The sequence below is a fragment of the Streptomyces sp. FIT100 genome (genome assembly GCF_024584805.1).
Classification (GTDB): domain Bacteria; phylum Actinomycetota; class Actinomycetes; order Streptomycetales; family Streptomycetaceae; genus Streptomyces.
The window spans coordinates 209,434-235,801 of record NZ_CP075715.1; the positions used below are offsets into that span (position 1 = coordinate 209,434).

The 26,368-nt window shown below is 72.3% G+C and carries 18 protein-coding genes; all 18 read left to right on the plus strand.

Translation table 11 applies throughout. The features are described from left to right. Positions 1-85: 85 nt before the first annotated feature. The 18 genes from KK483_RS00865 (at position 86) to KK483_RS00950 (ending at position 26,316) form a co-directional block, all read left to right on the plus strand. Entirely contained in the window at positions 86-1,060 is a 975-nt protein-coding gene (locus tag KK483_RS00865; RefSeq protein WP_262002879.1) for a cyclopropane-fatty-acyl-phospholipid synthase family protein, read from the plus strand. 856 nt (positions 1,061-1,916) lie between these two features. Then, on the plus strand, positions 1,917-3,767 hold the full coding sequence (locus KK483_RS00870; protein ID WP_262002881.1) for a phage tail sheath C-terminal domain-containing protein: 1,851 nt from the start codon (positions 1,917-1,919) through the stop codon (positions 3,765-3,767). 30 nt (positions 3,768-3,797) lie between these two features. Continuing rightward, complete coding sequence (locus tag KK483_RS00875; protein WP_030352235.1) at positions 3,798-4,322, plus strand: phage tail protein; 525 nt, start codon at positions 3,798-3,800, stop codon at positions 4,320-4,322. Positions 4,323-4,372: 50 nt separating this feature from the next. Next, positions 4,373-5,122, plus strand: coding sequence for a hypothetical protein (locus tag KK483_RS00880; RefSeq protein ID WP_262009289.1), 750 nt, complete (start codon positions 4,373-4,375; stop codon positions 5,120-5,122). After that, complete coding sequence (locus tag KK483_RS00885) at positions 5,115-5,840, plus strand: hypothetical protein (protein ID WP_262002883.1); 726 nt, start codon at positions 5,115-5,117, stop codon at positions 5,838-5,840. The genes KK483_RS00880 and KK483_RS00885 overlap by 8 nt, the downstream gene beginning before the upstream one ends. Positions 5,841-5,852: 12 nt before the next feature. Next, on the plus strand, positions 5,853-6,698 hold the full coding sequence (locus KK483_RS00890; protein ID WP_262002885.1) for a DUF4255 domain-containing protein: 846 nt from the start codon (positions 5,853-5,855) through the stop codon (positions 6,696-6,698). A 35-nt stretch (positions 6,699-6,733) separates the two neighbouring features. Next, on the plus strand, positions 6,734-8,860 hold the full coding sequence (locus KK483_RS00895) for an ATP-binding protein (RefSeq protein WP_262002886.1): 2,127 nt from the start codon (positions 6,734-6,736) through the stop codon (positions 8,858-8,860). Further along, a complete protein-coding gene (locus KK483_RS00900; protein WP_262002888.1) occupies positions 8,851-9,156 on the plus strand; it encodes a hypothetical protein in 306 nt (101 codons plus the stop codon). Before KK483_RS00895 ends, KK483_RS00900 begins: the two co-directional genes overlap by 10 nt. Then, positions 9,153-15,461, plus strand: a complete 6,309-nt coding sequence (locus tag KK483_RS00905) for a DUF4157 domain-containing protein (RefSeq protein ID WP_262002890.1) — start codon at positions 9,153-9,155, stop codon at positions 15,459-15,461. Before KK483_RS00900 ends, KK483_RS00905 begins: the two co-directional genes overlap by 4 nt. 51 nt (positions 15,462-15,512) lie before the next feature. After that, the gene (locus KK483_RS00910) at positions 15,513-15,905 is read left to right on the plus strand and encodes a hypothetical protein (protein ID WP_262002892.1); all 393 of its coding nucleotides are present in this window, start codon (positions 15,513-15,515) and stop codon (positions 15,903-15,905) included. A 60-nt stretch (positions 15,906-15,965) separates the two neighbouring features. Then, positions 15,966-16,631 carry a hypothetical protein gene (locus KK483_RS00915; RefSeq protein ID WP_262002894.1) on the plus strand — a complete coding sequence of 222 codons (666 nt, stop codon included), beginning with the start codon at positions 15,966-15,968 and terminating at the stop codon, positions 16,629-16,631. A gap of 5 nt (positions 16,632-16,636) precedes the next feature. After that, positions 16,637-16,987: a hypothetical protein gene (locus KK483_RS00920; RefSeq protein ID WP_262009290.1), complete on the plus strand. Its 351-nt coding sequence runs from the start codon at positions 16,637-16,639 to the stop codon at positions 16,985-16,987. Then, complete coding sequence (locus KK483_RS00925) at positions 16,980-18,119, plus strand: hypothetical protein (RefSeq protein WP_262002896.1); 1,140 nt, start codon at positions 16,980-16,982, stop codon at positions 18,117-18,119. Before KK483_RS00920 ends, KK483_RS00925 begins: the two co-directional genes overlap by 8 nt. A gap of 34 nt (positions 18,120-18,153) precedes the next feature. Continuing rightward, entirely contained in the window at positions 18,154-18,678 is a 525-nt protein-coding gene (locus KK483_RS00930) for a phage baseplate assembly protein V (protein ID WP_262002897.1), read from the plus strand. Between the two features lie 18 nt (positions 18,679-18,696). Then, on the plus strand, positions 18,697-19,035 hold the full coding sequence (locus KK483_RS00935; RefSeq protein ID WP_313877821.1) for a hypothetical protein: 339 nt from the start codon (positions 18,697-18,699) through the stop codon (positions 19,033-19,035). Continuing rightward, positions 19,032-19,415, plus strand: a complete 384-nt coding sequence (locus tag KK483_RS00940; protein WP_262002901.1) for a GPW/gp25 family protein — start codon at positions 19,032-19,034, stop codon at positions 19,413-19,415. The genes KK483_RS00935 and KK483_RS00940 overlap by 4 nt, the downstream gene beginning before the upstream one ends. Further along, positions 19,412-22,579, plus strand: a complete 3,168-nt coding sequence (locus KK483_RS00945; protein WP_262002903.1) for a putative baseplate assembly protein — start codon at positions 19,412-19,414, stop codon at positions 22,577-22,579. Before KK483_RS00940 ends, KK483_RS00945 begins: the two co-directional genes overlap by 4 nt. Then, positions 22,576-26,316, plus strand: a complete 3,741-nt coding sequence (locus KK483_RS00950; RefSeq protein WP_262002905.1) for a putative baseplate assembly protein — start codon at positions 22,576-22,578, stop codon at positions 26,314-26,316. Before KK483_RS00945 ends, KK483_RS00950 begins: the two co-directional genes overlap by 4 nt. Positions 26,317-26,368: the final 52 nt, after the last annotated feature.

Genomic DNA, 26,368 nt, shown 5'->3' on the forward strand with positions numbered 1-26,368 from the left:
TTTTCCTCCCGGGCTGTAGCGCATCCCCTTCACGACCCGGCCGACACACAGCCCCCAGAATTCCGCACGAGCCGACAGGTGGGTGATGGTGTTGTTCGGATCGAACAGATCCTCCGCTTCCGTCTACAAGGGCACGTCCTCCCAGGCGATCCGTCATCACTACGACTATCTGGGCGAGTTCTACCGGCTGACGCTGGGGCCGGAGCTCGTCTACTCGTACGGAATGTGGCAGCGGGGCGACACGCTCGAAACAGCCCAGCTCCGCAAGCTCGACTACCACGCCAGGGCGGCGAACGCCGTCGACGTGGAACGCGTGCTGGACGTCGGCTGCGGCTGGGGCAGCCTCATGCAGCGGCTGGTGGAGAAGCACAACGTGGGCCACGCCGTGGGGCTCACGATGAGCCCGGGCCAGGCCGCGTGGATCCGCGACCGGCAGTGGCCGCACTGCGAGATCAGGGTCGAGAACTGGTTCGACCACCGGCCCGAGGGGCCCTATGACGCCATCATCGCCATCGAGGCGATCGAGCACTTCTCCGGGAACACCGTGCGGCGGTCACGGCGCGTCGCCAGTTACCGCGAGTTCTTCGAGCGCTCGCACTCCTGGCTGCGCCCCGGTGGCCGGCTGTCACTCCAGGCGAACGCCTGGAACGGCCGCGGCTGGCTGCCGTCCCTGATGCTGCCGGCGGAGCGGCTGGACCCGCGTAGCGCGTCCGGCGGCGGCCGACTGGGCCCCAAAGACCTCTACGACGGCATCAAGAACATCAGGGAAGGCATGCACGCATCGCGCAAGGTCTTCCCCGAGGTGTTCCTGCCGACCCGGTCCGAGCTGATCGAGGCGAGCCAGGGGCTGTTCCACGTCCGCGAGGAGCGGAGCGACCCGGAGGACGGCGAGCTGACCGTGGCCAGTTGGATGGAGCGGGCCAAGGCCAACCGGGCCCGGGGCGCCGAACTCATCGGCAAGGACGCGGTGTCGGACATCATCAGGGAACAGGGCGTCGCGCTCAAGTTCCTCAGCGAGCGGCGCTACACCGTGCTGCGCATCGTCTTCGAGAAGGTCTGAGCGCGCGGAGCGGGTCCGAGCACGAATCCACTGCGCGGCAGTGGGGATGCGCCCGAGCGGGATCGCCAGATCCCGCTCGGGCGCATCCTGGTCGAGCCCGGCCGGCGCGGTGGAGAAAGCCGCCAGGACAGCCACGGTGATGTCCTCATCGGGGCGCTGGTGACCGTCACGGGCCTCACCCCCGCGCTGCGGGTCGAAGCGGTACGGCTCGACCACAGGTCCGGGTCGTGTGGCTGCCGCCGATGAACGGACCGAACGGGCAGCAGCGGCGCACCTCGTGCGCGAACGCGGAGCGCCTGCGCACATGGTCAGGGGCACGGTGCTGTCGCAAAGAATCGCCGCCCGCACCTTGCGAGTACCCGACGGAGCACGGGGCGCACAGCGTTGGCCGGAGGTCTCCCGATTCATTCACTCTCCGTGACGTCACTATCAGGGCACACCTCGTACAGCCGTACGACATCGGCACCAAGGCGGCGCGCCGGGGCCGGTACCACTCGGCTGGAAAGCCACGAAAGATCCAACCTTCCTGTGAAGCGTTCGTGAACCGCCCTCCATATCTCGTCGCGGGTATCTCGCTGACCACCGAGAACACCCTCCACCATTTCTATCGCACGAAGATCATCGATTGACCGAAAGGGGTCCTTGACCGTGCAAGGTGATGCGAACGAGACTCGCCAGTGGCACTCATGCATCAGGAGCCACAAGCACACGCGCATGCTGATGGCCCTGCGAGACCGATATCGCACGGGGTGTGTGACGGGGGAACAACGAGGGGTGCGCAGGCGTCACCGACGCATGCCCGCATTCCTTCATCTCCCCTCCTCATCTCTTGGTGCGCGAAGGGAATGGAGGGGGAATGCCGACGCACATGGGCTATCCCGGCGTATACATCGAGGAAGTTCCCAGCAGCATTCGCACGATCGCCTCGGTCACCACGTCGGTGACCGCTTTCGTGGGACACACCCGCCGGGGTCCGCTCAACCAACCCGTGCGGATCACCAGTTTCGCGGAGTTCGAGCGCCGCTTCGGCGGGCTGACCTCCCGCAGCGCCGTCGGCTACGCGGTGCACCAGTTCTTCGGCAACGGCGGCACGGTCGCCGTGATCGTCCGCGTGGCGAAGGCGGGCAGCGGCGAGGAAGCCTGCACCACGCTCAACTCCACCGAGGGCCACAGCGAGTGCCCGGTGCTCGAGGTGCACGCCAAGGAGCCCGGCGTCTGGGGCTCCGGGCTGCGGGTGGCCGTCGACCACGACACGCCCAGCCCGGACAGGACGTTCAACCTCCATGTCCTGGACGCGCGCGGCGGGGCCCGGGAGACCTTCACCGGTCTGTCCATGGACACCGGGCACGGCCGCTTCGTCGAGACGGTCGTCAACGCAGGCTCCTCGCTCGTCCGGGTGAAGGCGCTGGACGAGGACCGCCCCGACCCCTCCGGCACGGTCTCGAAGCCGTTCGCCGCCGAACTGCCCGCTCTGGACGTCGAGCTGAAGGTCAAGATCGGCGATGTGGAGCGGGAGTTCACCCTCCACGAGCCCGACACCGACGGCGAGCCTCCTGCCGATGTCACCGAGCTCGCCCTGCTGCTGGAGCGCAAGCTGCGCGCCCTGCCCGACGCCCCGGGCAAACACGCCTTCGCCGGGGCCGAGGTGACCGCCTTCGGCCGCCGCCTCCAGGTCGTCGCCGGCTCCGTCGACCCCGACGACGTCGTGCGCTTCGTCGGCGAGTGCGCCAACGACCTCGGCCTTGAGGCATCGGTCAACCCGCCCGTCTTCGCGCTCGACGGCGGCAAGGACGGTGACCCGCCGGGGCCACGCGACCTGATCGGCAGCGAGGCCCGCAAGACCGGTGTCCAGGCGCTGCGCGACGTCGACGACGTCAATCTGCTGTCGCTGCCCGAGCTTTCGGCGTACGAGTCGGCGCAGGACATGGTCACCGTGCTCTCCGCGGCCGAGCAGCTCTGCCGGGAGCGGCGGATCTTCCTGCTCGTGGACGCGCCGTCGGCCTGGGGCAGCGTGGACGCCGCGCGCGCCGGGATCGGCGCCTTCGACGCCGTACGCAGCGACCACGCGGCGCTCTACTTCCCGGAGCTCCAGCTCACCGACCCGCTCACCGGCCGGCTGCGGGCGTTCCCGCCCTCGGGCGCGATCGCGGGCGTCATCGCCCGTACGGACGGGGAGCGCGGCGTGTGGAAGGCGCCGGCCGGGACCGAGGCACGGCTCGCGGGCGTGCGGTCCCTCTCGGTGAAACTGACCGACCGGGAGAACGGGCTGCTCAACCCGCTGGGCGTGAACTGCCTGCGCACCTTCCCGGTGGTCGGCCCGCTGGTGTGGGGCGCGCGCACGCTCGCCGGCGCGGAGGCGCTGGAGAGCGAGTGGCGGTACGTGCCGGTGCGCCGGCTCGCGCTCCATGTGGAGGAGAGCCTGCACCGCGGCCTCCAGTGGGTGGTGTTCGAGCCCAATGACGAACAGCTGTGGCAGCAGATCCGGCTCAAGGCGTCGGCGTATCTGAACGACCTTTTCCGGCAGGGGGCCTTCAAGGGCGCCACGCCGCGCGAGGCGTACTTCGTCAAATGCGACAAGGACACCACGACGGACGCCGACATCGAGCGCGGCGTGGTCAATGTCGTGATCGGCATCGCACCGGTCAGGCCGGCGGAGTTCGTGATCGTGCGGATTCAGCAGATCGCCGGGCAGTTCGACCTCTCGTAACCCTAGGAAAAAGGAACACGAAGGAAACCGATGGCTGAGTTCCAGATTAACGCCCATCGCTTCGACCCCTACAAGAATTTCAAGTTCCTGGTTCTGTGGGACGGTCGAACGGTCGCGGGCATCAGCAAGATCAGTCCTCTGAAGCGCACCACCGAGGTGGTCAAGCACCGGCACGGCGGCGACCCGAGTTCGCCGCGCAAGTCGCCGGGCCGCTCCGAATTCGAGGGCGTCACGCTCGAACGCGGCGTGACGCACGACCCGGAGTTCGACCGCTGGGCCAACAAGGTCTGGCAGGTGGGCGCCGGGCTCGGCTCGGAGGTCTCGCTGCGTGACTTCCGCAAGGACATCATCATCCAGGTCCTCAACGAGGCCGGGCAGGTGGCCGTCTCGCACAAGCTGTACCGGGCCTGGGTGAGCGAGTACCAGGTGCTCGGTGAACTCGACGCGAACGCGAACGCCGTCGCCATCCAGAGCGTGAAGCTCGAATGCGAGGGCTGGGAGCGGGACTACGAGGTGGAGGAGCCGGTCGAGCCCTCGTTCACCCATCCGGCCTGAACAGGCACCGCAGTTCCGTTCCACAGGAGGGTTGAGCGATGGCGCGTGGCGTGCCGGTGACGGGGCCTGCGGAGCTGCTCGCCACCTGGGAGGCCGGGCTGGCGCAGCACGACGCGGGACGGTCCCTGCTGCTGCACCGGGCGGCCCGCCCGGGGGCCGGCACCGACGAGCTGCTGGCGGTGCCGGTCGGCGAGCGGGAGGCCGACCTGTTCGCGCTGCGCCGGGCGCTGTTCGGCGAGCGGATGCAGGTGCGCATCGAGTGCGCGGCGTGCGGCGAGTCGATGGAGTTCGACCTCGACGCGACGCTGCTGGGCGAACGGGACGGCCGGGAAGCCCGCGGGCCGCTGCGCGTGACGGAGGGCGAGTGGGTGGTCGAGTTCCGGCTGCCGGCCGTCGCCGATCTCGCGGCGGCCGCGGCCTCGGCCGATCCGGCCGGTGCGCGCGAGGTGCTGCTGGCACGCTGCACGGTCTCCGCCGTACGGGCCGGGGCGGCCGTGCCTCCGGAACACCTGGCCGCGCTGCTTCCCGAGCCGGTGCAGCGGCGGCTCGCGGAGGCGGTCGAGGAGGCCGATCCGGCGGCGGACGTGACGCTGAACGTGTCCTGTCCCGAGTGCGGCGAGGCCACCCCGGCCGAGCTGGACATCACCTCCTACCTGTGGACCGAACTCGACAGCTGGGCGCGGGACCTGATGCTCGACGTCCATCTGCTCGCCACCGCCTACGGGTGGAGCGAGCCGGAGATCCTGGCGCTCAGCCCGCTGCGGCGTCGCTACTACCTGGAGCTGTGCGCGGATGCCTGACCACTTCGACCGGCTGCTCGCCCGGCACACGGGCCCCGCCGCCGCGGCTCGCGGGGCGACGCGGGTACGGCCTCGGCTTCCGGGCCCCTTCGAGCGGGTCGAGGTGCTGCGCACCGCACCGCCGGAACCCGGCGAGCCGGCCCCGCTGGTCCCGCTCGCGGCGGAGCGGTCGGCGGGCCCCACGGCCCCGGTCCGGCACGAGCGCGAGGTGCGGACGGAGCGGGAGGCCGTCGTGCGGACCGAGGCGGTCCCGCCCGGGGAGCCGGAGCGGGCCCCTGCCGCCCCCGCCGTGCAGAGCCCGCTGCTGCGGCCCGTGGCGAACGCCGCTCCGCGGCCACGTCCGGAGGCCGCCGAAAACTCACGTGCACCGCGGCGTACTGCGGCGCGTGCCCTGCCGGACGCGTCGGCGCCGCGGCCCGCGGCGGCCGGGCGTGGCGCGGAGGCCGCGCCTGTGGCCGCGCTCGCGGCGCCCGTACGGCCACGCGGCGCCGACGGCGCGGCCGTCGCCGCCCGCGGGGTGGCCCCGAACGGCATCGGCAGGCGCGCCCCCCGGCCCGCGGAGCGGGTCGTGCACGTACAGATCGGCCGCCTCGAAGTGACTGCTGCCCCACCACCGGGCGCGGGCAGCCCGGCCGCAGGCCGCCCCGGCGCCGGCGGACGGCCCGGCCCCGCGCTGACCCTCGACGACTATCTGGCCCGCGGCGAGACAAGGGACTGAGGAACTGACCCCATGAGCAACGCACTTGCCGTCGCGACGGTCACCCAGGCGCTGGCCCTGCTCATCGAGAGCAACCTGGGCCCCGAGATGGACATCGCGGTGAAGGTGGAGACCCGCAGGCCCCCGGCCGAGGCACCGTCCGAGCCGACCGTCAACGTCTTCCTCTACCAGGTCACGCCCAACCCCTCGATGCGCCACCACGACCTTCCGACGCGCGCGTCGGACGGCACGCTGCTCAAGCGGCCCGCGGCGGCGCTCGACCTGCACTATCTGATCAGCGCGTACGGGGAGGAGGCGGAGCTGGTCGGCCAGCGGCTGATCGGCTGCGTGGTGCGGACGCTGCACGAAATCTCCGTGCTGCCGCGGGAGTTGATCGAGCTTGCGGCGGAGCGGCCGTATCTGGCGGGCAGCGATCTGGCGCAGTCGCCGCAGAAGGTGCGGTTCACGCCGACGGTGATGGACGTCGACGAGACGTCCAAGCTCTGGGGGATGCTGCACCAGACGCCGTACGCCCTCTCGGTGGCGTACCAGGCCTCGCTGCTCCTCATCGAGGGCCGGGAACAGCCCGCACCGGCGAAGCCGGTCAGGTCGCGCACGGTCCGGGTGGTGCCGTTCGGCGCACAGGCCGCGCCGGTGCCGCCGGGTGATCCTGGGCCGCCGGACACGGCGCCCCCGGCCGACGAGGCCGCGCCCGCCGGGCCGGAGCCGCGGACGGCCCGGCCCCCGAAGGCCCCGGCCCCGGCCCCGGCCCCGGCCCCGGCGAAGAAGCGGACCGCCGCCAAGCGCGCCGCTCCCACCCGCGCCCGCAGAACCACGGACGCCAAGGACGCCAAGGACGCCAAGGACAACGACAACTGAGCAGCACGGTGCGCGACACGGGGGTGGGTGAGGACATGACCATGCAGGACGGGCAGGGCCACGGCACGGACACCGACGGCCGCGCTTTGGCCGCGGCCGTACGCGCGGTCCTCGCCCGCGTCGACGCGCACGCCTCACGTGCCCGGCGCGCGGGCACGGCGGCGGACGCCACGGCGGGCGAGGGCCGGGCCGACGCCCCGCGCACCGCAGACCACACGGTCGGCGCCGGCTCCGGCTCCGGCTCGCCAGAAGCCGTACCGGCTGTCCAGGACGAGAGCGGCGCCCCCGTCCAGGTCCGCACCGCCGCGACGGACACGGCCGGGGGCACGGGGGCGTCCGAGGTCGCCGTCCCCCGCGGGCCCGCGGCGCTCGACGCGCTCGTCGCCTGCTTCGGGCTCACCGCGTTCGAGCGGGACATCGTCCTCCTGACCGCCGCCGCGGAGCTGGATCCCACCACGGGGACCCGGTGCTCCGCCGCGAGCGGGGACCCGGACCGTACGCATCCGACGTTCTCTCTCGCGCTCGCCGCGCTGGACGGGCCGCACTGGAGTGCGGTGACGCCGGTCGGCCCGCTGCGCCGGTGGCGGTTGGTGGAGCTGGACGACGAGACCCGGCTGACGGCGTCGCGGGTCCGGCTCGACGAGCGGATCCTGCACTTCCTCGTCGGCTCGCCCTATCTGGACGCGCGGCTGCACGGGCTGCTCCGCCGCACGGCCGTGCCGGACGCGCTCCCCGCTTCCTACGACGAGGCGGCGAGCCGTATCGCCAGGGGCTGGACAGGGCCGGGCGCCGCCCGGCACGCGCCGTTGCGGGTCGAACTGGTCGGCGGCGACCTGCGCTCGCGCGCCGACATCGCCGCCGCTGCCGCCCGTCGCTCCGGGCTCGGGCTGTACGCGATGGCCGCCGACGACATCCCCACCGACCCGGTCGAGCGCGACCGGCTGGCGCGGCTGTGGCAGCGCGAGGCGATCCTGCTGCCCGCCGCGCTGCTCGTCGAGGTCGGCGACCTCGACCGCGAACAGGCCGCCGCCACCGACGCGTTCATCGAGGGCGCCGCCGTACCGCTGGTCGTGTCCGGCGACGATCCGCGCAGGACCGGGCGCCCGCGCGGCGAGCGGGTGACCGTTCCGGAACTGGACGCGGACGAGCAGCTGGACGTGTGGACGGATGCCTTCGCGGGCGTACCCGACGTCTCCGATGACGATCTGCGCAAGCTGGTGGAGCAGTTCTCGCTGCCCCCGCATCTGGTGCGCTCCGCGGGCGCGGCGGTCGCACGGGACCTGCCCGGCGAGGACGAGCTGGACGCCACGGGGCTGGCCTGGCGGGCCGGGCTCACCGAGGCCCGTATGGGCATGGACGAGCTGGGCCGGCGGATCGGGCCACGGGCGTCCTGGCACGATCTGGTGCTGGCGGAGCGGCAGGTGAAGATCCTGCGCGAGATCGTCGCGCATGTGCGTCAGCGCCCGACCGTCCACCGGGAATGGGGCTTCGCCTCGACGCTGCGCCGCGGCCTCGGCGTCACCGCCCTCTTCGCCGGCGGCTCCGGCACCGGGAAGACCCTCGCGGCCGAGGTGATGGCGAGGGAGCTGGGGCTGGATCTGTTCGTCATCGATCTGTCCCAGGTGGTCAGCAAGTACATCGGCGAGACGGAGAAGAACCTCCGCAGGGTCTTCGACGCCGCCGAACGCGGCGGCGCACTGCTGCTGTTCGACGAGGCCGACGCGCTCTTCGGCAAGCGCAGCGAGGTCAAGGACAGCCACGACCGGTACGCGAACCTGGAGGTCAGCTATCTGCTGATGCGGATGGAGGCGTACCGGGGCCTCGCGATCCTGACGACCAACATGAAGCAGGCGCTGGACACGGCGTTCATGCGGCGCATCCGCTTCGTCGTCGACTTCCCGTTCCCCGCCGAGAGCGAGCGGGCCGAGATCTGGCGCCGGGTGCTGCCCGCGCGGGCCCCGATGAAGGACATCGATCCGGAGCTGCTGGCCCGGCTGACGGTCGCGGGCGGTTCGATCCGCAACATCGCGCTGTCGGGCGCGTTCCTCGCCGCCGAGGAGGGCGACCGGCTCCAGATGCGGCACATGCTGGAGGCGGCCCGTACCGAATACCTCAAGCTGGACCGCTCCTTGACCCCGTCGGAGGTGCAGGGATGGGTCTGACCGAGGGACGCCCGCGTCGGCCGGCGGACACCGTACGCGTGGACATCGGCGAGCTCGTGCTCGACGGCTTCGCCCGGGGCGTCGACCCGGAACGGGTGTCGGCGGCCTTCCGGGCCGAGCTGGCCCGGCTCGTACGGGAGCGGGGGGTGCCGCTCGCCGCGGACGGCGGGCGCGCGATGGACGGCCTCGCCGGCCTGCCGCCGCTGCCCGCGACCACGTCCGCGCGCCGCCTCGGCCAGGAGCTGGCGCGCGCCGTCCACGCGGGGCTCTCGGGACGGGGGGAGGTCGCACGATGAGCACCTCGCACGCCCAGGAGGGCCGCTCCGACCAGCAGTCGGCCGGACGCCGCCGGCGCAAGGACCGCGCGGCCTCCCGCGCACCCGAGCCGAAGAACATCGTCAGCGGCGCGGGACAGCCGCTCGATCTGAGCGTGCGGCGCGAGCTGGAGGAGCAGCTCGGTCACGACTTCGGCCGGGTACGGCTGCACACCGGCCGGGACGCGAGCGCCCTCACCGAGATGCTGGGCGCGGACGCCGTCGCGGTCGGCCAGGACATCTTCTTCCGCGAGGGCGCCTACCGGCCGGGCACGGCGGACGGGCAGCGCCTCCTCGCCCACGAACTGCTGCACACGGTCCAGAACCCGGACGGCCTCGGCGCGTTGCGCGCGGGCCGGGACCTCGGTGCGGTGAGCCTGCCGCAGCAGGCGATCGAGCGCGAGGCGGAGTCGGCGGCCCGGTCCCTCGTACGGGAACGGGAGCCGGCGGCGCCCGAGGTGGAGCGGGACGAGGCGACCCCCGGCTGGCTGCGCTACGCCACGGTCGACGCGGACCGCCACCGTATGGAGCAGCTGGACCCGGCGACCCTGGTGGACCGGCTGGCGAACGGGCTGCTGCGCTCGCTGCGCGGCGACCCCGCGGACCTCTCGGGGCGGGTGCGGCTCGAACTGGCCCGGCTCTCCCCGCAGTTGCAGGACTCGGTGCTGGACCGGCTGGAGACCCGGCTGCTCGCGCCCGAGTACGACCGCCTCCTCGACCTGGCCGAGCGGTCGGACGCCGGGCCTCCGGAGCTGCAGCCGGCCGGGGTCCCCGAGCCCGAGCCCGATCTCTTCGCGGAGCTGGGTGTCGAGCGCACCCGGTGGGAGCGCGAGGAGGAGGCCGACCGGGGCGCGGAGAACCAGCGGGCCGAGGACGCACGCGAGGAGCGGCAGGACGCCAGGGCCCGCGACGAGGAGCAGGGCGGCGACCGGACCAGGGCGCGCGCGGACGCGGCGGCCGAGGACCAGGAGGCCGCGCAGCGCACGGAGCAGGAGGACGAGCGCGCCCGCTCCCGCGAGCAGGCCGAGCAGGAGCGGGCGCAGGAGGAGGAGAAGCAGGACCAGGACCGGCAGCGGGTCGACGAGACCGCCGACGAGCGGGCGCAGGACCGGCAGGAGGGCACCGAGCAGGCCAAGGAGGAGCGCAAGGCCCAGCGCGACCGCGAGGAGAAGGACCCCGCGCAGGCCGACGCCCCCGGTGCGGACAAGCGCAAGCGCAAGGACGACGCGACGAAGCCGGCGGACGGGTCGAAGCGGGAGGACGTCGACCCGAAGGCGAAGGAACGGCCCGGTCCCGTACGCCCGGAGAAGGTGGACGAACGCGCCGAGCGGGCGGACAGCGCGCTGTCCGAGCACGGTCTGCACGAGAAGGACGAGGACGAGGGCGAACCCCGCGAGGAGGAGAAGCCGCTCGGTCTGGAGGCGGGCGCGGAGCGGGAGATCGGCGGCGGGGAGGACACCGGCGGGGGTGGGCACGGGAGCAGCCCCGGACGTCCACGGCCTCGCGCTGCCGCTCCGGCAGGCCCCGCGGTGGATGAGATCGAGCTCTCGGAGGACAGCTCTCCCAACGCCGTCGCCAACGCGCTGGCGTTCCCTGAACCGATCCCGGACGACGAGGCGGAGCAGGACGGCGGTCGGTCGGCCGCGCGCGGGGAGACCTCGCCCGGTGAGCGTTCCGAGCCGGAGGAATCCGACGCTGCCGACACGGGCCAGGACCAGGAGATCGGGCCGGACCCGCAGGCCGCCGGCAAGGAGGACCCCGCCCCGGAGACCGAGGAGCCCGGCTCCGTCCAACAGCCTGACGGAGCCGGCGCCAAGGCGGGTGAGGACCCTGCGGCCCCGGAGAGCGAGGCCCCCGGGACGGAGGAGGGAACGCCGGACGCCCAGGAGGCCCCGCAGGAGGTGCAGAAGGACAAGGACCAGCGGGACGAGGCGGAGGAGCGGGACCGGGAGGGCGGCACCCGGGGCACGGCCGCGGAGAAGCCGAGGACTCGGTCGAGTGCGCCCGCTGCCCGGGAGGAGCGCGACGGACCCGCCGGCCCTGCCCCGGCGTCGGGCCTCACACCCGCCGGGCCTCGAACGGAGCGGACTCCCGTCGAGGACCGCAGGCCCTCCCCCGCAGTACAACGAACAACCGAACCGTTGAAGGGCGACCACGACGCACCGGCGCCGAAGAGCGTCATCCCGAAGGAAAGCGGTGCGGGGGCCGCACCGAGCGGCACGGTCGGCGGCAGTGCATCGGCTGGGCCCTCTGCTGCCGCCGGCCCAGGCAGCGCACCCTCGACAGCGCAGGCCGCGATGAGCCCGGCGGCCGAACAGGCCGAAAGCCCCGGCCGGTTGGGCGCACCCGCGCCCGAGGGCGCCAAGGCGCAGCCCGAGGCGTCGCTGGAGAAGGACGGCGGCGGCTGCGCCCCGCCCGAGCCCGCGGCGGAGAAGGAGGAGGGCGCGGGCGGCTGCGGCGGTGGAGGAGGCGAGGCGGCTCCCGAGGAGAAGCAGCCCGAGCCGCCGGACGTCTCCGGCCAGGACCCCAAGGCCGCCGTCGCCACGGTCGGCAAACTCGCCCCGGACCAGGCCGCTGCCGCGATGCCCGGTGTGGACCGCGCGGCGGACAGGAAGGTCGGCGAGGAGCAGCGGCGCCTCGACGCCGCCCCGCCCGAGCGGGAGCGTCCCTCGGGCGCGCCGCGTACGCAGTCGGGGCCGCCCGAGTCGGCCGCTCCCGCCGCCCCGGTGACGGGCAAGGTCGAGAAGCTCGGTCCTGAGGACCAGGGCGACAAGCAGCGGGCGAAGGGCAGCGAGAAGGCCCAGGGCGCGAAGCCCACCGACAGCACTCCCCCGCCGCAGGTCCCTGCGGCGGGCAAGGAGTTGAGCGCCGAGGACGCGCAGAGCGTCGACGCGGCCGCCGACGCGGTGCCGACGGTCGACCCCGAGCTGCGCAACAAGACGGTCGGCCCCGCGCCCAAGATCAGGCTCGAGGGCGCGAGCGACCCCACGCGCACGGACGACCAGGCCAAGGCCCTCAAGGAGAAGCAGGGCGACATCCATCGCACCGGCCGCGAGGACGCGGCCAAGCCGATGGGCGAGGACCGGATCTTCCCCGACGCGCCGCGGGAGCGGCTGGTCGGCAAGGCGGGGGGGCGCGCTGGGGGCAAGGGCGGCGCGGCCGGGCTGTCGGCGGGCAGCGCGCCCAAGCCGGGTGTGGGGGCGGTCGCCAAGCAGGAGCGCGGCGCGGAGATCCAGGGCGCCACCGGGCAGGCGCAGGGCGATCTGGCCGCGAAGGAGAAGGAACAGCAGCAGGGCGAGCAGCGGGCCAAGCAGGAGAAGCAGACCGAGATCGACCGTGAGGTCACCCGGAACGCGGAGAAGCAGACGGCCGAGCGCGGCCGGGCGGCCGAGGAGGCCGGGCGCGAGCGGGAGAGCTGGCGCGAGGAGCAGGACCGGAGGATCGAGGAGGCCGACAAGGACTCCGAGAAGGAACACACCGCCAAGAACAAGGAGATCGTCAAGGCGCGCGACGACAAGGACAAGGAGGTCGGCGAGCGCAAGGACAAGGACAACGCGCAGATCGACACCGAGCGCGAGAAGGCGGAGAAGGAGGCCGAGAAGAAGAAGGAGGAGAACAAGCCGTCGGGGGGCTTCTTCGGCTGGGTCGCCGACAAGGTGAAGAGCGCCTTCAACGCCATCCTCGACGCGGTCACCAAGGTCTTCGACGCCGCGCGCGCCGCCGTCAACTCCATCATCGACACGTTCAAGGAGTGGGCCGACAAGGCCATCGACTTCGTGCGCGACCTTGCCGTCAAGGCGATCAGCGCGCTGGCGGACGTGCTGATCGCGATCGGCGACGTCCTGCTCGCGGCCTTCCCGGAGCTGCGGGACAGGTTCCGCAAGGCGATCGAGGGCATGCGCGACCGGGCCATCGCGGCGGTGAACGCCCTGGCGGACGGTCTCAAGCAGGCGGTGAACGCGTTGCTCGACGCCTTGGCGGCGGGCCTGAACGCACTCCTGGACGTCCTCGAAGCGGGCCTCAAGGCCGTCATCAAGATCTACCAGGCCGTCATCCTGGGAGCGATCAAGTTCGCGCAGGCGGCGATCGAGGCGCTCGGCAAGTTCGCGGCGCTGGTCGCCGACATCGCACCGGACCCGGGCGGCTGGATCGGCAAGGCAGGCAGCTCGGCGAAGGCGGGCATCACCGACCATCTGTGGGGCGCCATCAAGACCGGCGTGAAGCGGTGGTTCGACACCAAGGTCGAGGGCATCCTCGGGCTCGGCAAGGCCGTGATCAACGTCCTGGTGAAGGGCTGTGTCTCGGTCAAGCAGATCGGGAAGATGACGTGGGACGCGATCATCGGGTCGCTGCCGATGATGATCGCGTCGATCGTGATCGAGAAACTCGTCTCGATGATCATCCCCGCGGCGGGGGCGATCCTGACGATCGTTCAGGGGCTGATGGCGGCCTGGCAGAGCATCAGCTCCATCCTGTCCGCCTTCGGCAAGTTCTGGGCCTATCTCAAGGCGGTCAAGGCGGGCCCGGCGGCCTGCCTCTTCGCGGAGGCGGTCGCCGCCGGGATCGTCGCGCTGCTGGACTTCATCGCCAACTTCCTGATGATCCGCCTCGCCGGCGCGACCAAGGGCGTGGGCAAGCGTCTCAAGGCGATGGCAGAGAAGATCATGCAAGGTCTCAAGAAGACGGGCAAGGGAGCACGGAAGGCCGCCGGCGGAGCCGTGAACCGCGCCCGCGGTGCGGTCCGCAGGGCAACTCAGGTGCTACGCAGGCCCGTACGGCCCGGGAAGGCTGCCGACAGTGCTGTCCCGGGACGCCGCCCGGTCCCGGCGGGCCCCGCTGCGGACGGGCCCAGGAAGGACACGACACCTGCCAGGGCTCCGGAGGACAAGAGGAACTCCCGGCCCGACAGGACCCCGGAAGCCGACACCGAGAAGGACACCGCACAGGACACGGCACCCGCGTCCGGCGAGGCCCGGCCCGACAGGACCCCGGAACCCGGCAGCACGAAGGACACGGCACAGGACAGGACGCCCGAGAGCAAGAAGGACACCGAACCCGACAGGACCCCCGAGCCCGACAGGAAGAGCACCGAACCACGGAAATCCGCGGAGCCCGTCAAGAGGAACTCCCCGCTGGGCAACGCACTGAAGAAGATCAAGAAAACCGTGGGAACAGCCCTCAAGAAGGTGCGCAACGCCGGGCGCACACTGGGCAGGAAGCTCCGCAAGAGCAGGGTCGGGCAGGCTCTGCGGAAGAGCGCCAAGCAGCTCCATTCCAAGACCCTCGGGAGAATGCGGCGCCTCAAGGATATCCGTCGCTCCCGTCGGCTCGATGAAGACCGGGCGGCGCAGCGGAACAGGCAGCGCGAGGAACAGGAAAAGCGCGACAAGGAATCGACCGAGAACGTCGGACGACCGACGGTGAAGGCATCGTTCACCATGGACGGTGAACGTCACCGGATGGTCCTCAAGCCCTCGGGCCCCGACGTGTCGGTGAATATGGAATCCAGGCTCCTACCGCTGGAGGACAGATACAGGGCCGCCTACAACGAAATCGAGTTCTTCAAGGCATACGTAAGCCGCATCGAGGATGCGGAAACCCGCAGGCGCTTCGAGGTGGAGTTGCTGGACGAAGTCAGCGACTTCCAGGTCGACAGTGTGAAGCAGTACAAGGCCGCCTTCAAGGAGGCATTCCCGCATCGCGCGAACGAGCCACTCGGCCTGACGCGCCAGCAGCAAGCCGCGTCGCGGGCAAGAGTGCAGCAACTGGTGTGGCAGCTTCGCGGTATGAACCGAAAGATCACCCGGTGGGCCAATCTGAACGGGATCACCAATCTCGATCAGAACGAAATAGGAAAGGGCATCGCGAAGAAGGGTGAGCGCATCTGGGATGAGCGGTACCGGAACATCAAGAAGACCATCGACGGCGTGGTACTGCGGTTCCAGTACAAGGGCCGCAATCTCCAGTACGTCGGCAGCCTGAAGAACGAAGGGCAGCGAGGACCGCACAAGGGGCGGACCGCCTTCAACATCAACGATTTCGACGTGGATCTCTTTGTCGTACATCCGGCCGAATGGCGGAAGTGGCTTCCCATCATCACCGAAGAGGCCCCGCAAATGGTCAGCAACGGAAAGATATTTCCGATCTGGCCCCAGATGCGAGAGCTGTACAACCTCGGTCGCAGTGTGGGCAAAGCACTGACCCGGGTGCTCCGAGGAAGGGTCAAGGACTCCCGGAAGTTCACGGACGAAACAGACATTGTCCTCCGTGAGAAGGATTCGTACTGAACAGCCGAGCCCGGGAACTGATTGCACCCGTGCCACGGAAAGGTGCCACAAATGCCGGAATGCACATACCTGGAATTCTCGATCCGCACAGATGCCACGATGACGACGGAGGAAATGGCCAGGAGAGCGGCCCGGGCTTTGGACTGCGTGTTCGAGAAGGGCTACCACCTGGAAACCCCGGCCTGGACCACGAAGTTCCTCGGTATGGAGGTCCACCTCTATGAATGGCGCGGTGTCGGCAACACCAGGATCTTCAGGCTGCACGGCAGGATCAATCGGAGGAAGTACTCCGGCACGCGAGAGGGAGAGGAGGTCACCTTCCTGAAGACGAACATCGACAGACAAGTGATCGACCTCCTCGGCATGCAGGGGGCAGGGCAATGGCGTACCCCTTCCAAGGCCGATATCGCAGCGGAGATCGCCTTCGGTTCCGCAGGCGATTGACCTTTCACCGGCTCCACGGAGAACGGAAACAGCAGCAGACCTCGTGAAGGTACAGGTGCAATGACCCGCTACGCCGACATACCCAAGCCCATCCGCTCCGGCATCGTCATCGTCGACCCCGAGCGCGGTACCCCCCAGCGCATCATCGTGCTCCAGTTCAACCCCGACACCCTGGAGCGCTCCGTCGCGCCCCAGTCCGCCGGCGGAGGCGGGGACGCCGGCGGTGGGGGAAGCGGAGGGGACAGGAACGAGGCGCTCAGGCTCAAGGGGCCCGCGCAGGAGACGTGGAAGTTCACCGCGGAGATCGACGCGACCGACCAGTTCGAGGTGGCGGCGCCGGACGGGATCCATCCGCAGCTCGCCGTCCTTGAGATGCTCGTGCAGCCGACGACCGCGCAGTTGCGCGAGGCGACCCGGCTGACGCAGAAGGGGACGATCGAGATCAGTCCGATCGAGACGCCGCTGACGCTCTTCACCTGGGGCAGCAAGCGCGTCATTCCCGTGCGTCTCACCGAACTCTCCGTCAACGAATCGGCGTTCGACGTGCAGCTCAATCCGATACGGGCGAGCCTCGGCATCGGGATGAAGGTGCTGACGGTCAGCGATCTGCCGGCCGGGCACCGGGGGGCGGATCTGTACATGGCGCATCTGGCGCAGAAGGAGCGGCTCGCCGGGGCCGCGCGGGGCGGGCGGCTGAGTGAGCTCGGGCTGGGAAGGGGGCTGTAGACGTGATGGAGCCGTACGAGAGCGCGCTGGACTCGATCCCGGGATCGCACCCGTATCCGCGGACCAGTCGGTACCACGACGCCGAGATCGGGGTGCACACCCGGCCGGACGGGACCGAAGTGCGCTACACCAGGCGGCGGTTGCTGCCGCCGCTGCCCGAGGCGGCGGGCGACGACACCGCGCCGCACACCGTGAGCACCGGCGAGCGGCCCGACCATCTCGGGCAGCGCCACTTCGGCGATCCCGGGCAGTGGTGGCAGATCGCGGACGCCAATCCCGTGCTCGACCCCGGCGAGCTCACCGCCGAGCCGGGGCGGGAGATCCGGATACCGCTGCCGGGCGGTTTCCATGGCTGACGAGCCGATCGGCACCGGGCCGGTCCATCTCACCCTGCACATGGGGCCGAAGCTCACCCGTCCCGTGCCGGCGGAGGTGACCGAGGCGCTGCTGTCCGCACAGGTCACCAGCACCGCCGGGGAGCGCAGCGGGTTCCAGCTGGCCTTCGACCTCACCAAGAAGGGGCTGATCACGCGGCGGCTGCTGCCGGAGGGGTACTTCGACCCGAAGACCCGGGTCATCGTCACGACCACCGTCAAGGGCACCCCGACCGTCATCCTCGACGGGCTGATCGTCCGTCAGGAGGTCGGGGCGAGCAACCAGCCCGGCCAGACGACGCTCACCGTGACCGGCGAGGACCTGACGCTGCTGATGGACCTGGAGGAGCGGACCGACCGCTACCCCAACCTCGCGCCGTCGCAGCGGGTCGAGCGGATCCTCGCCACGTACGCGGACTACGGCATCGACGCCCGCATCATCCGCGAGCAGGTGCAGCAGCCGCCCCGCGAGCAGCTGCGCGTCGAGTACCAGACCGGCACCGACCTGCAGTACGTCCACGACCTCGCGCGGGCCAACGGCTACACCTTCTATCTGGACCCGGGACCGGTCCCCGGCAGGTCCACCGCCTTCTGGGGCCCCGAGCAGCGGCTCGGCCTGCGCCAGCACGCGCTCAACGTCAACATGGACAGCAACTCCACCGTAGACCAGCTGACCTTCGCCTATGACGGGACCGCCAGGGAGGAGCCGCAGGCCCGGGTCCAGGACCCGCGGACCCGTGACGTACGGCTGCTGGCCCAGCCCGACATCAGCCCGCTGCGGCCCCCGCTCGGCCTCCGTGCCTCGCCGGCGCTGAAGCGCAGGACGCTGTCCGGCACGGCGAAGAAGGAGCTCGGGCAGGCCGAGGCCGAGGCGCTGGCTCGGGCGGCGCTGTCGGCGGACGCGATCTCCGGGTCGGGGTCGCTGGACGTCAACCGGCACGGCTACGTCCTGCGGCCGCGGGAGCTGGTCGGGGTCCGCGGCTCCGGCGTCACCTACGACGGCGACTACTACGTCAAGTCCGTCACCCACAACCTGCGGCCCGGCTCGTACCAGCAGAACTTCACGCTGTCCCGCGAGGGCCTGATCGCCCGCAGCAGGACCGTGCGTCCGTGACAGACCAGACCAGGAAGACCCAGGAGACGTACGTATGGCGGCATCGAACAACCGCATCCTCGGCAAGTTCCGGGGCCGGGTGATCGACAACAGGGACCCGCTGCGGCTCGGGCGCATCACGGCGCAGGTGCCGGACGTGCTCGGCGACGAGGCGTCCACGTGGGCGCTGCCGTGTCTGCCCTTCACCGGGCGCCGGTCGGGCCAGTACGTCGTGCCCGAGATCGGGGCCGGTGTGTGGATGGAGTTCGAGCAGGGCGATCCCAGCTTCCCGATCTGGACGGGGAGCTGGTACGGGGACGCCTCCGAGCTGCCGCCGCGGGCGAGCGCCGAGCTGCCCGCCTCGCAGCCCGTCGTCATCCAGACCCCGGGCGATCACAAGCTGGTGATGTCGGACGTGCCCGGCGGTACGGGGATTCTGCTGGAGGCCAGGGGCGGCGCGTACATCCAGATCGACGAGAAGGGCGTGACCGTCGGCAACGGCAAGGGCGCGTCGATCGTGCTGATCGGCGACGAGGTCAACATCAACGAGGGCCGGCTGATCGTGCCCAAGAAGCGCTAGGGAAGAACGGGGAGTTACGTGTTGTCCGGGAATCTCGTGAACGGCGGTACCACCATCAGCTGTCCGCACGGCGGCAGGGTGGCGGCCGCCGCCGCCCCGTCGTCCGCGGTCCGTGTCGACGGCCAACCCGTGCCCGCCGCAGACGGTGTCTTCACCGTCAGCGGCTGCCCGCACACGGTCGACGGCGTGCCACAGCCCTGTACGACGGTGCGCTGGACGCCGGCGGCCGGCGGTGTGCTGATCGACGGCGCGCCGGTGCTGCTCCACACGACGTCGGCCGTCTGCTTCAGCGCCGCACTGGTGCCGCAGGGCCCGCCCACCGTCAGGACCGCGGAGCGGGAGGTGGCTTCCCGGTGAGGGCGAGGACCGTGCGCACCGACATCGCGTTTCCGTTCCGGACCGATCGCCGCGGGCGCACCGCGCACGCCGCGTACGACGAACATGTCCGCGATCTGATCGAGCAGTTGCTGTTCACCAGCCCCGGTGAGCGTGTGATGCGCCCCGACTTCGGCTGCGGGCTGCTCGATCTGGTCTTCACGCCCAACAGCCCGGAACTGGCCTCCGCGCTGGAGCTTTCGGTGCAGGCCGCGCTCCAGCGCTGGCTGGGCGAGCTGATCGAGGTGGAGGCCCTGGACGTGGTGAGCGAGGAGAACGTGGTCCGGGTGTATCTGCGCTATGCGGTGCGCTCCACCGGGAGCCGGCGCGACGAGGTCTTCGAGGGGAGCGGGCCGGCATGAACAAGCCGACCACGGAGTTGATCTGCCGTAGGGACGGCAGGCGTGCGCTGGTGCGCGCGGCGCGGCTCGGCGGGGTGGACGCCGTCGAGGCCGGGGACGACGGGCTGACGCTGACGGTCACCTTCCTCGGCAAGGCCCCGGAGGGGCTCTGCGCGGAGAACGTCCGCATCGACGGCGGCCGCCGGATCACCGGTATCGAGGCCGTCGAGGTGTCCGTCGAACGCGAGGAGGACCCCGAGCTCGACGACCGGCTCCTCGTCACCCTCGACCGCACCGGCGACACCTCGGTCTACCGGCTCTCGCTCGTGGACACCGATCCGTACGGCCGGCCGGGCACGGAGCCCTATCCGGGCTTCGACCAGCGGTACTTCTCGGCCGAGTTCGCCTTCCTGCCCGACTGCCCGGATCCCTTCGACTGCGCGGACGGGCTCCCCGACGAGCCGCCGGCGCACTCCCCGACGCCGGTCGTCGACTACACGGCGCGCGACTACGACACGATCCGCAGGCTGATCCTGGACCGGCTGGCGCTGACCGCGCCGGGCTGGACCGAGCGCAACGCCGCCGATCTCGGCACGACGCTGGTGGAGCTGCTCGCCCACACCGCCGACCGGATCAGCTACCAGCAGGACGCGGTGGCGACGGAGGCGTATCTCGACACGGCCCGCAGACGCGTCTCCGTACGGCGCCATGTCCGGCTCATCGACTACCCGATGCACGACGGCGTCAACGCCCGTGCGTTCGTCGCGGTCGAGACCGGGCGCGAACTGACCCTGGCGCCGGGCACGTTCCGCTTCGCCGCCGTCGATGTGCGCACGCTCGGCCCGCGGGACCGGCCGGAGCTCGGCTCCGTCATCGACGACGGCGACCTGGCGGTGCTGGACGAGCGCGGCGCGGTGGAGGTCTTCGAGCCGGTGGTCGCCGGTGAGCCGCTGGTGCTGCGGCCCGCGCACAACACGGTCCGCTTCTGGACCTGGGGCGGCGAGATGTGCGCGCTGCCCCGGGGCGCCACGTCGGCGACGCTGCGGGACGAGTGGACGGACGAGGAGTGCACAGCGCGGGCCCTGGAGTTCGCGCCGGGTGATCTGCTGCTGATCGAGGAGGTTCGGGGGCCGCGCTCCGGGACGCCCGGTGACGCCGATCCGGCGCACCGGCAGACCGTCCGCCTCACCTCGGTCACCCCGGCCGTGGACCGGCCGGCGGACCAGCCGGTGCTGGAGGTCACCTGGGCGCCCGAGGACGCGCTCGCCCACCCTGTCTGCCTGTCGACGCGGGGCGGCCCGGGCTGCGAGCCCGTCGAGGACGTGAGCGTCGCGCGCGGCAATGTCGTCCTCGTCGACCACGGCCGCTCGCTGTCCTTCGGCGGCGCGACGCCCGAGACGGTGACCGTGCCGCCCGCGCCGGCCGTCCTCGGCTCCTGCGAGCCGTCCGGCTTCGGCTGCTGGGACGGCGACCGGGGCAACGCGACCGCCGGGCTGATCACGGCCCGGCTCGACCAGGCCCGCGGCGGGCGGCTGCTGACCGCAGGTCGGATACGGGAGCTGTTCGCCGTCGTCGGCGAGGACGCGACCGTACGCGCCGGGCTCGGTCTGGAACGTGCCGGACGGCGCGGCGAGAAGGTCGTGCCGGGCACGGCCTACGCGCAGGCGGAGGCGCTGGAGACGCTGCTGGCGCAGGTCGTCTACCCGGGCATCGCGCCGCGCTTCCGGCCGGTGCTGCACCACTCCCCCGTCGTCCAGTGCGTGCCGTTCCCCGAGCCGCGCCATGTCTCGGCCGGGCAGGCGGAGCGGCTGGCGGCGATCCCGGGCCGGGTGCGGGCGCGGCTGGTGGAGCTGTGGCGCAGCGCCCGCGACGGCGACGGGCTCACGGAGCCGGAGATCGCCGAGCTGGCCGTGGTCTTCGGGCTGCGGGTGCTGGAACGGCTGGAGCTGCGCCGCAATCCGGTGCGTGCGCTGCGGGAGTTGCTGCACCGCAGCGAGCGGCTGCTGGCCGCGAAGGTGCGCCGGCTCGACGTGCTGACGGCCCGGGCGCGCGCAGGTGCGGTCCTTGATGCCGCCATCGCCTGGGAGATCGCCCGGAGCTGGGGTCCCGCATACGCGGCCGGGCTGCGCCCGGACGAGCCGGCGCTGCGCGGTCCCGCCGCCGCGTTCGTCGCGGATCCGCGCTCCGCGCTGCCCGCCGTGACGGTCGTGGACGGCGACGTGACCTGGGTCCCGAGGCGGGATCTGCTGGGCAGCGGCCCGCGGGACCGGCACCTCGTCGGTGAGCTGGAGGACGACGGCCGGCTCGCCCTGCGCTTCGGGGACGGACGCCACGGCGCCCGGCCGCGGCCGGGGGCACGGCTGGAGCTGCGCTACCGGCTGGGCGGGGGCACGGCGGGCAACGTGGGCGCCGAGGCCATCAACCATCTGGTGCTCCGCCGCGACCCCGAGGAGTCCGACGCCGGGGAGCCGATGCCGGTGGCGGGGGTACGCAATCCGCTGCCCGCCGCCGGCGGCACGGAGCCCGAACCGCTGGAGCAGGTGCGCCGGCTGGCGCCGCTCGATCTGCGGCGGTCGCGGCTGCGGGCCGTCACGGCCGAGGACTACGCGGAGCTGGCGTCCGGGCTCCCCGGCGTGCAGCGGGCCGCCGCCGAGCTGCGCTGGACCGGCAGTGTGCAGGAGGCGCACATCGCGATCGACGCGCTCGGCACGGGTGACGCGTCGCCCGAGCTGCTCGACTCGGTCGCGTACGCCCTGGAGGGCTACCGGCGGATCGGCCACGACCTGGTGGTGGGCCCTGCCGGGCACGTCCCGCTGGACATCGGGCTCACGGTCTGTGCGACGCCGGGCCATCAGCAGGGGCAGATCCTCGCCGAGCTGTACCGGGTCCTCGGCAGCCGCCGGCTGCCCGGCGGCCGGCTCGGCTTCTTCCACCCCGACGCGCTCACCTTCGGCGAACCGGTGCGGCTGAGCCGGCTGGTGGCCGTCGCGGCGGCCGTGCAGGGCGTCGAGAGCGTGCGGGTGACCCGGCTGACCCGGCTCTTCCACGAAGATCCACACGACGACACGGCACTGGAGGCAGGCGTGCTGCGGCCCGGCCCGCTGGAGATCGCGCGTTGCGACAACGACCCCGACCGGCCCGAGCTCGGCCGGCTGTCGATCGAGCTCGGCGGAGGCACCCGATGAGCGGCACCCGTGACTGCGGCTGCGGCTGCGGCGGGCACGACGAGCGCCGTGCGCCGCGCGCCCCGTACAACCCGCCGGGACGCACCGCCCTGGAGTACCGGGTCGGCGACCACGGCTCGTTCCTCGCGGCCATGGTCGACCGGCTCGCCTCGCCCGCGTACCCGGCGCTGCGCGGCCTCACCGTGCGCACCCCCGACGATCCGGCGATCGGGCTGCTGGACGCCTGGGCGGTCGTCGGTGACCTGCTGACGTTCCACTCCGAGCGGATCGCCGACGAGGCGTATCTGCGGACCGCGAACGAGCACCGTTCGCTGGCGCTGCTGGGCCGGCTGGTGGGGCACCGGCCTCGGCCGGGCATCGCCGCCGACACGCACCTCGCGTACACGGTGGACCGGGATCCGCGTGCCGAGGACACAGCGGTGCTGATCCCGCGCGGGGCGCGCAGCAACAGCGTCCCCGCCTCCGGCGGCGAGCAGTCCCAGACCTTCGAGACCGGCGAGGACCTGACGGCCCGCTGGGCGTGGAACGAGCTGGCGGTGCGCCGCCGCCGACCCGGCCTGCTCACGGCGGACGCGCTGCGCCGGCGCTCGGAGATCCATGTATCGGGCACGGCCACGTCCCTGCGGACCGGTGACAAGCTGCTGTTCGTCTTCGCCGACGGCGAAGAGGCCGCCGGGCAGCGGCTGTTGCTGCCGGTCGCCCGTGTCCGTATCGACCGCGAGGACGAGGTCACGGCCATCGGGCTGCCGCAGTCCGTGCCGCCCTCGCTGACGGAGCTGGTGGCCGAGGTCCGCCGGTGGATCACCGAGGACGCGCCGGGGACGGAGGACGGCGAGCCCACCCCTGACAACCCCAATCCACGCCCCGTCAGCATGCTCGTCGAGGTCTTCGACGAGCAGGTGCTGGCACCGCTGCGGGCCGATCTGGCCGGGATCAGGACCCCCGCGCAGTTCGCGCGGCGGCTCGCCGACCCGCACGAACGGCTCGCCGAGGCGCAGGCGATCGCCGCTCCGTACGAGGAGGTCGCCGCCTGGTTCGAGCAGTTGGAGGCGGTGGTCGGCGAACTGCGCGAGCGCGCCGAGGACCTGGCGCCCTCGCAACCGGAGCCACCGGACCAGGACGCGGCGGGCTCCGCGGCGCTGCGGGCCCTGGGCGCCGTCCTGCCCGCGCTGCGCACCCGCGTGGTGAAGCCGCCGTCCCGCGCCCTCGCCCACACCCCGGAGCGGCTGTTCGCGCCGGGTTCGGACCTCGGCGCGCAGCTTCTTGCGGCGCTCGATCCGCGGGTCGCCGACGGGATGTACGCGGCGTGGCGCACGGCCGCTCCCACCGCGCCCCCGCTGCTGCGCGAGCTCCAGGCGCTGCGCGTGACGGCCGCCCCTTTCGGGGCGACGGCCCCGCTCAAGCCCGTGCAGGACGAGCGCGGCCGGGTGATCCGGCAGACGGACTGGCCGCTCGGCGGCTCCGCGCTGACCACGATGCGGGTGGTGTACGACACGGCGGGCAGGGTGCCGGTGCGCGCCGAGTTCCAGCACACGGAGACCGGCTCCTCGGTGCAGACGGCGGAGAACCTGCCCGCCGAGACGGCCTTCGACCTGGGGCCGGGCCGGGTGTCGCTGCAGACCCGGGTCGCGCAGGACCACGATCTGAGCTGGCTGACCCGGCGCCCCAGCGACTCCCAGGAGCCGGGGGTGACCGCCCGGTTCCTCTCCGGGCTGCCGGAGCGGACCGTGTTCGTCTCCCGGCCCGCCGAGGACGGCAGGGTCCATGTGGTCGTGCACAACGGTGAGCCGCTCAACTGGCTGCTCGCCCCCGGCGAGCACCACCAGGTCACCCACGGCGGGATCGAAGTGACCGTGCGGTACTCGGCCGCAGGCGAACCGCCGAACGTCGAGGTCGGCATGGCGACCGCGCCCGAGCAGGCCGACCGCCATGTGCTGGCGCTCGACTCGGTGCACGACGGGATCACGGTCGGCAGCTGGGTCGCGATCGAGCGCCCCCGCAAGGGCGCCGACGGCGGCGTCCCCGGCGACCGCAAGCTCGCCTTCGTCACCACCCGGGTGACGGCGGTGCGCACGGCCGCGTACACCGGCTTCGGCATCACCGGCCGCGGTACCGAGCTCACCCTCGCCGACCCGTGGCTGGACGAGCACGACGTCCTGCTCTCCACGATCCGGGACGCCACCGTGCACACGGGCGGCGAGGCGCTGCGCCTGGCCGACGAGCCGCTGGGCGAGGACGTGCACGGCAACGAGCTCGAACTGGCCGAGCTCCACGACGGACTGCGGCCGGGCCGCCATCTGATCGTGTCGGGCGAGCGTACGGACATCCCCGACGCCGCGGGCGTGCGCGGCACCGAGCTGGCCGTGATCGCCGCGGTGGAGCAGTGGCTGGACCCGCAACTGCCCGGCGACCACGTCCACACGAGGCTGACGCTCACGGCGGACCTGGCCTACCGCTACCGGCGTGACACCGTCCGCGTCCAGGGCAACGTCGTCCCGGCGACGCACGGCGAGAGCCGGGACGAGGCGATCGGCAGCGGCGACTCCGGCCGGAGCGGCCAGACGTTCACGCTCTGGCAGTCCCCGCTGACCTGGCTGCCCGCGGACAACCCCCTGGGCGCCACGCCCACGCTGGAGATACGGGTCGACGGCCTGCTGTGGCACGAGGCCGACAGCCTGGCCGGACGGGGGCCGACCGAGCGGGTGTACGTGACCGGCACGGCCGGGGACGGACGCACGACGGTGACCTTCGGCGACGGAGTGCACGGCGCGCGGCTGCCCACCGGCCACGAGAACGTGCGCGCCCGCTACCGCTTCGGCACCGGCAGCGCCGCCAATGTCCCGGCGGACCGCATCACCCAGGCGGTCACCCGGCCGCTGGGCGTCACCGCCGTGACCAACCCGCAGCCCGCCACGGGCGGCGCGGACGCCGACGGCCCCGGGCTGACGCGGCGCACGATCCCGCTCGCCGTCTCCGCGCTCGACCGGCTCGTCTCCCTCAAGGACTACGAGGACTTCGCCCGCTCGCGCGCGGGCATCGGCCGGGCCGTCGCGCGTGAACTCTTCGACGGGCGGCGGCGGGTGCTGCATGTGACGGTCGCCGGCGTGGACGACAGCCCGATCGGACCCGACTCCGAGGTGCTGCGGTCGCTGCGGGCCTCGCTCGCCGAGTACGGCGACACGCGGCTGCCGGTGCGGGTGGACGTGCGCGAACTGGTGCTGCTGGTGCTCGCGGCGCGGGTGAAGGTGGCGCCCGACCACGCGTGGGCGGTGGTCGAGCCACGGCTCCGCCAGGCCCTGCTGCGTGAATTCGGTGCGGGCGTACGGGAGTTGGGTGAGCCGGCCCGTCTCTCCCGGGTGCTGGCGACCGCCCATTCGGTGCCCGGTGTGGACTACGTGGACGTGGACCTGTTCACGGGGGTAGCGGCGTCCGCGGCACCCGAGGAGCTGATCGGGTCGCCGGCCGGACCGCGGACGACGGTCCCGGCGAGGCGCGCGGAGTACGACGAGACCGTGCACCGGGTCCGCGCCGACGCCGGCGAGACGCTGACGCGGATCGCCGCCCGGTACGGCGTCCCGCTCGCCGAACTGCTGCGGCTGAACCCCGACATCACCGACACCCGGCGGCTGGAGAGGGCCCGGGCGGTGTGCGTCTTCCGGGGAATCCGGCCGGCGCAGCTCGCCCTGCTGTCGCCCGAGCTCGCGGACACGCTGATTCTCACGGAGGTCGCCCAGTGAACGACGCACGGACGGCCGCCCGGCCGCAGCCGACGACGATGCCCGCGCCGCT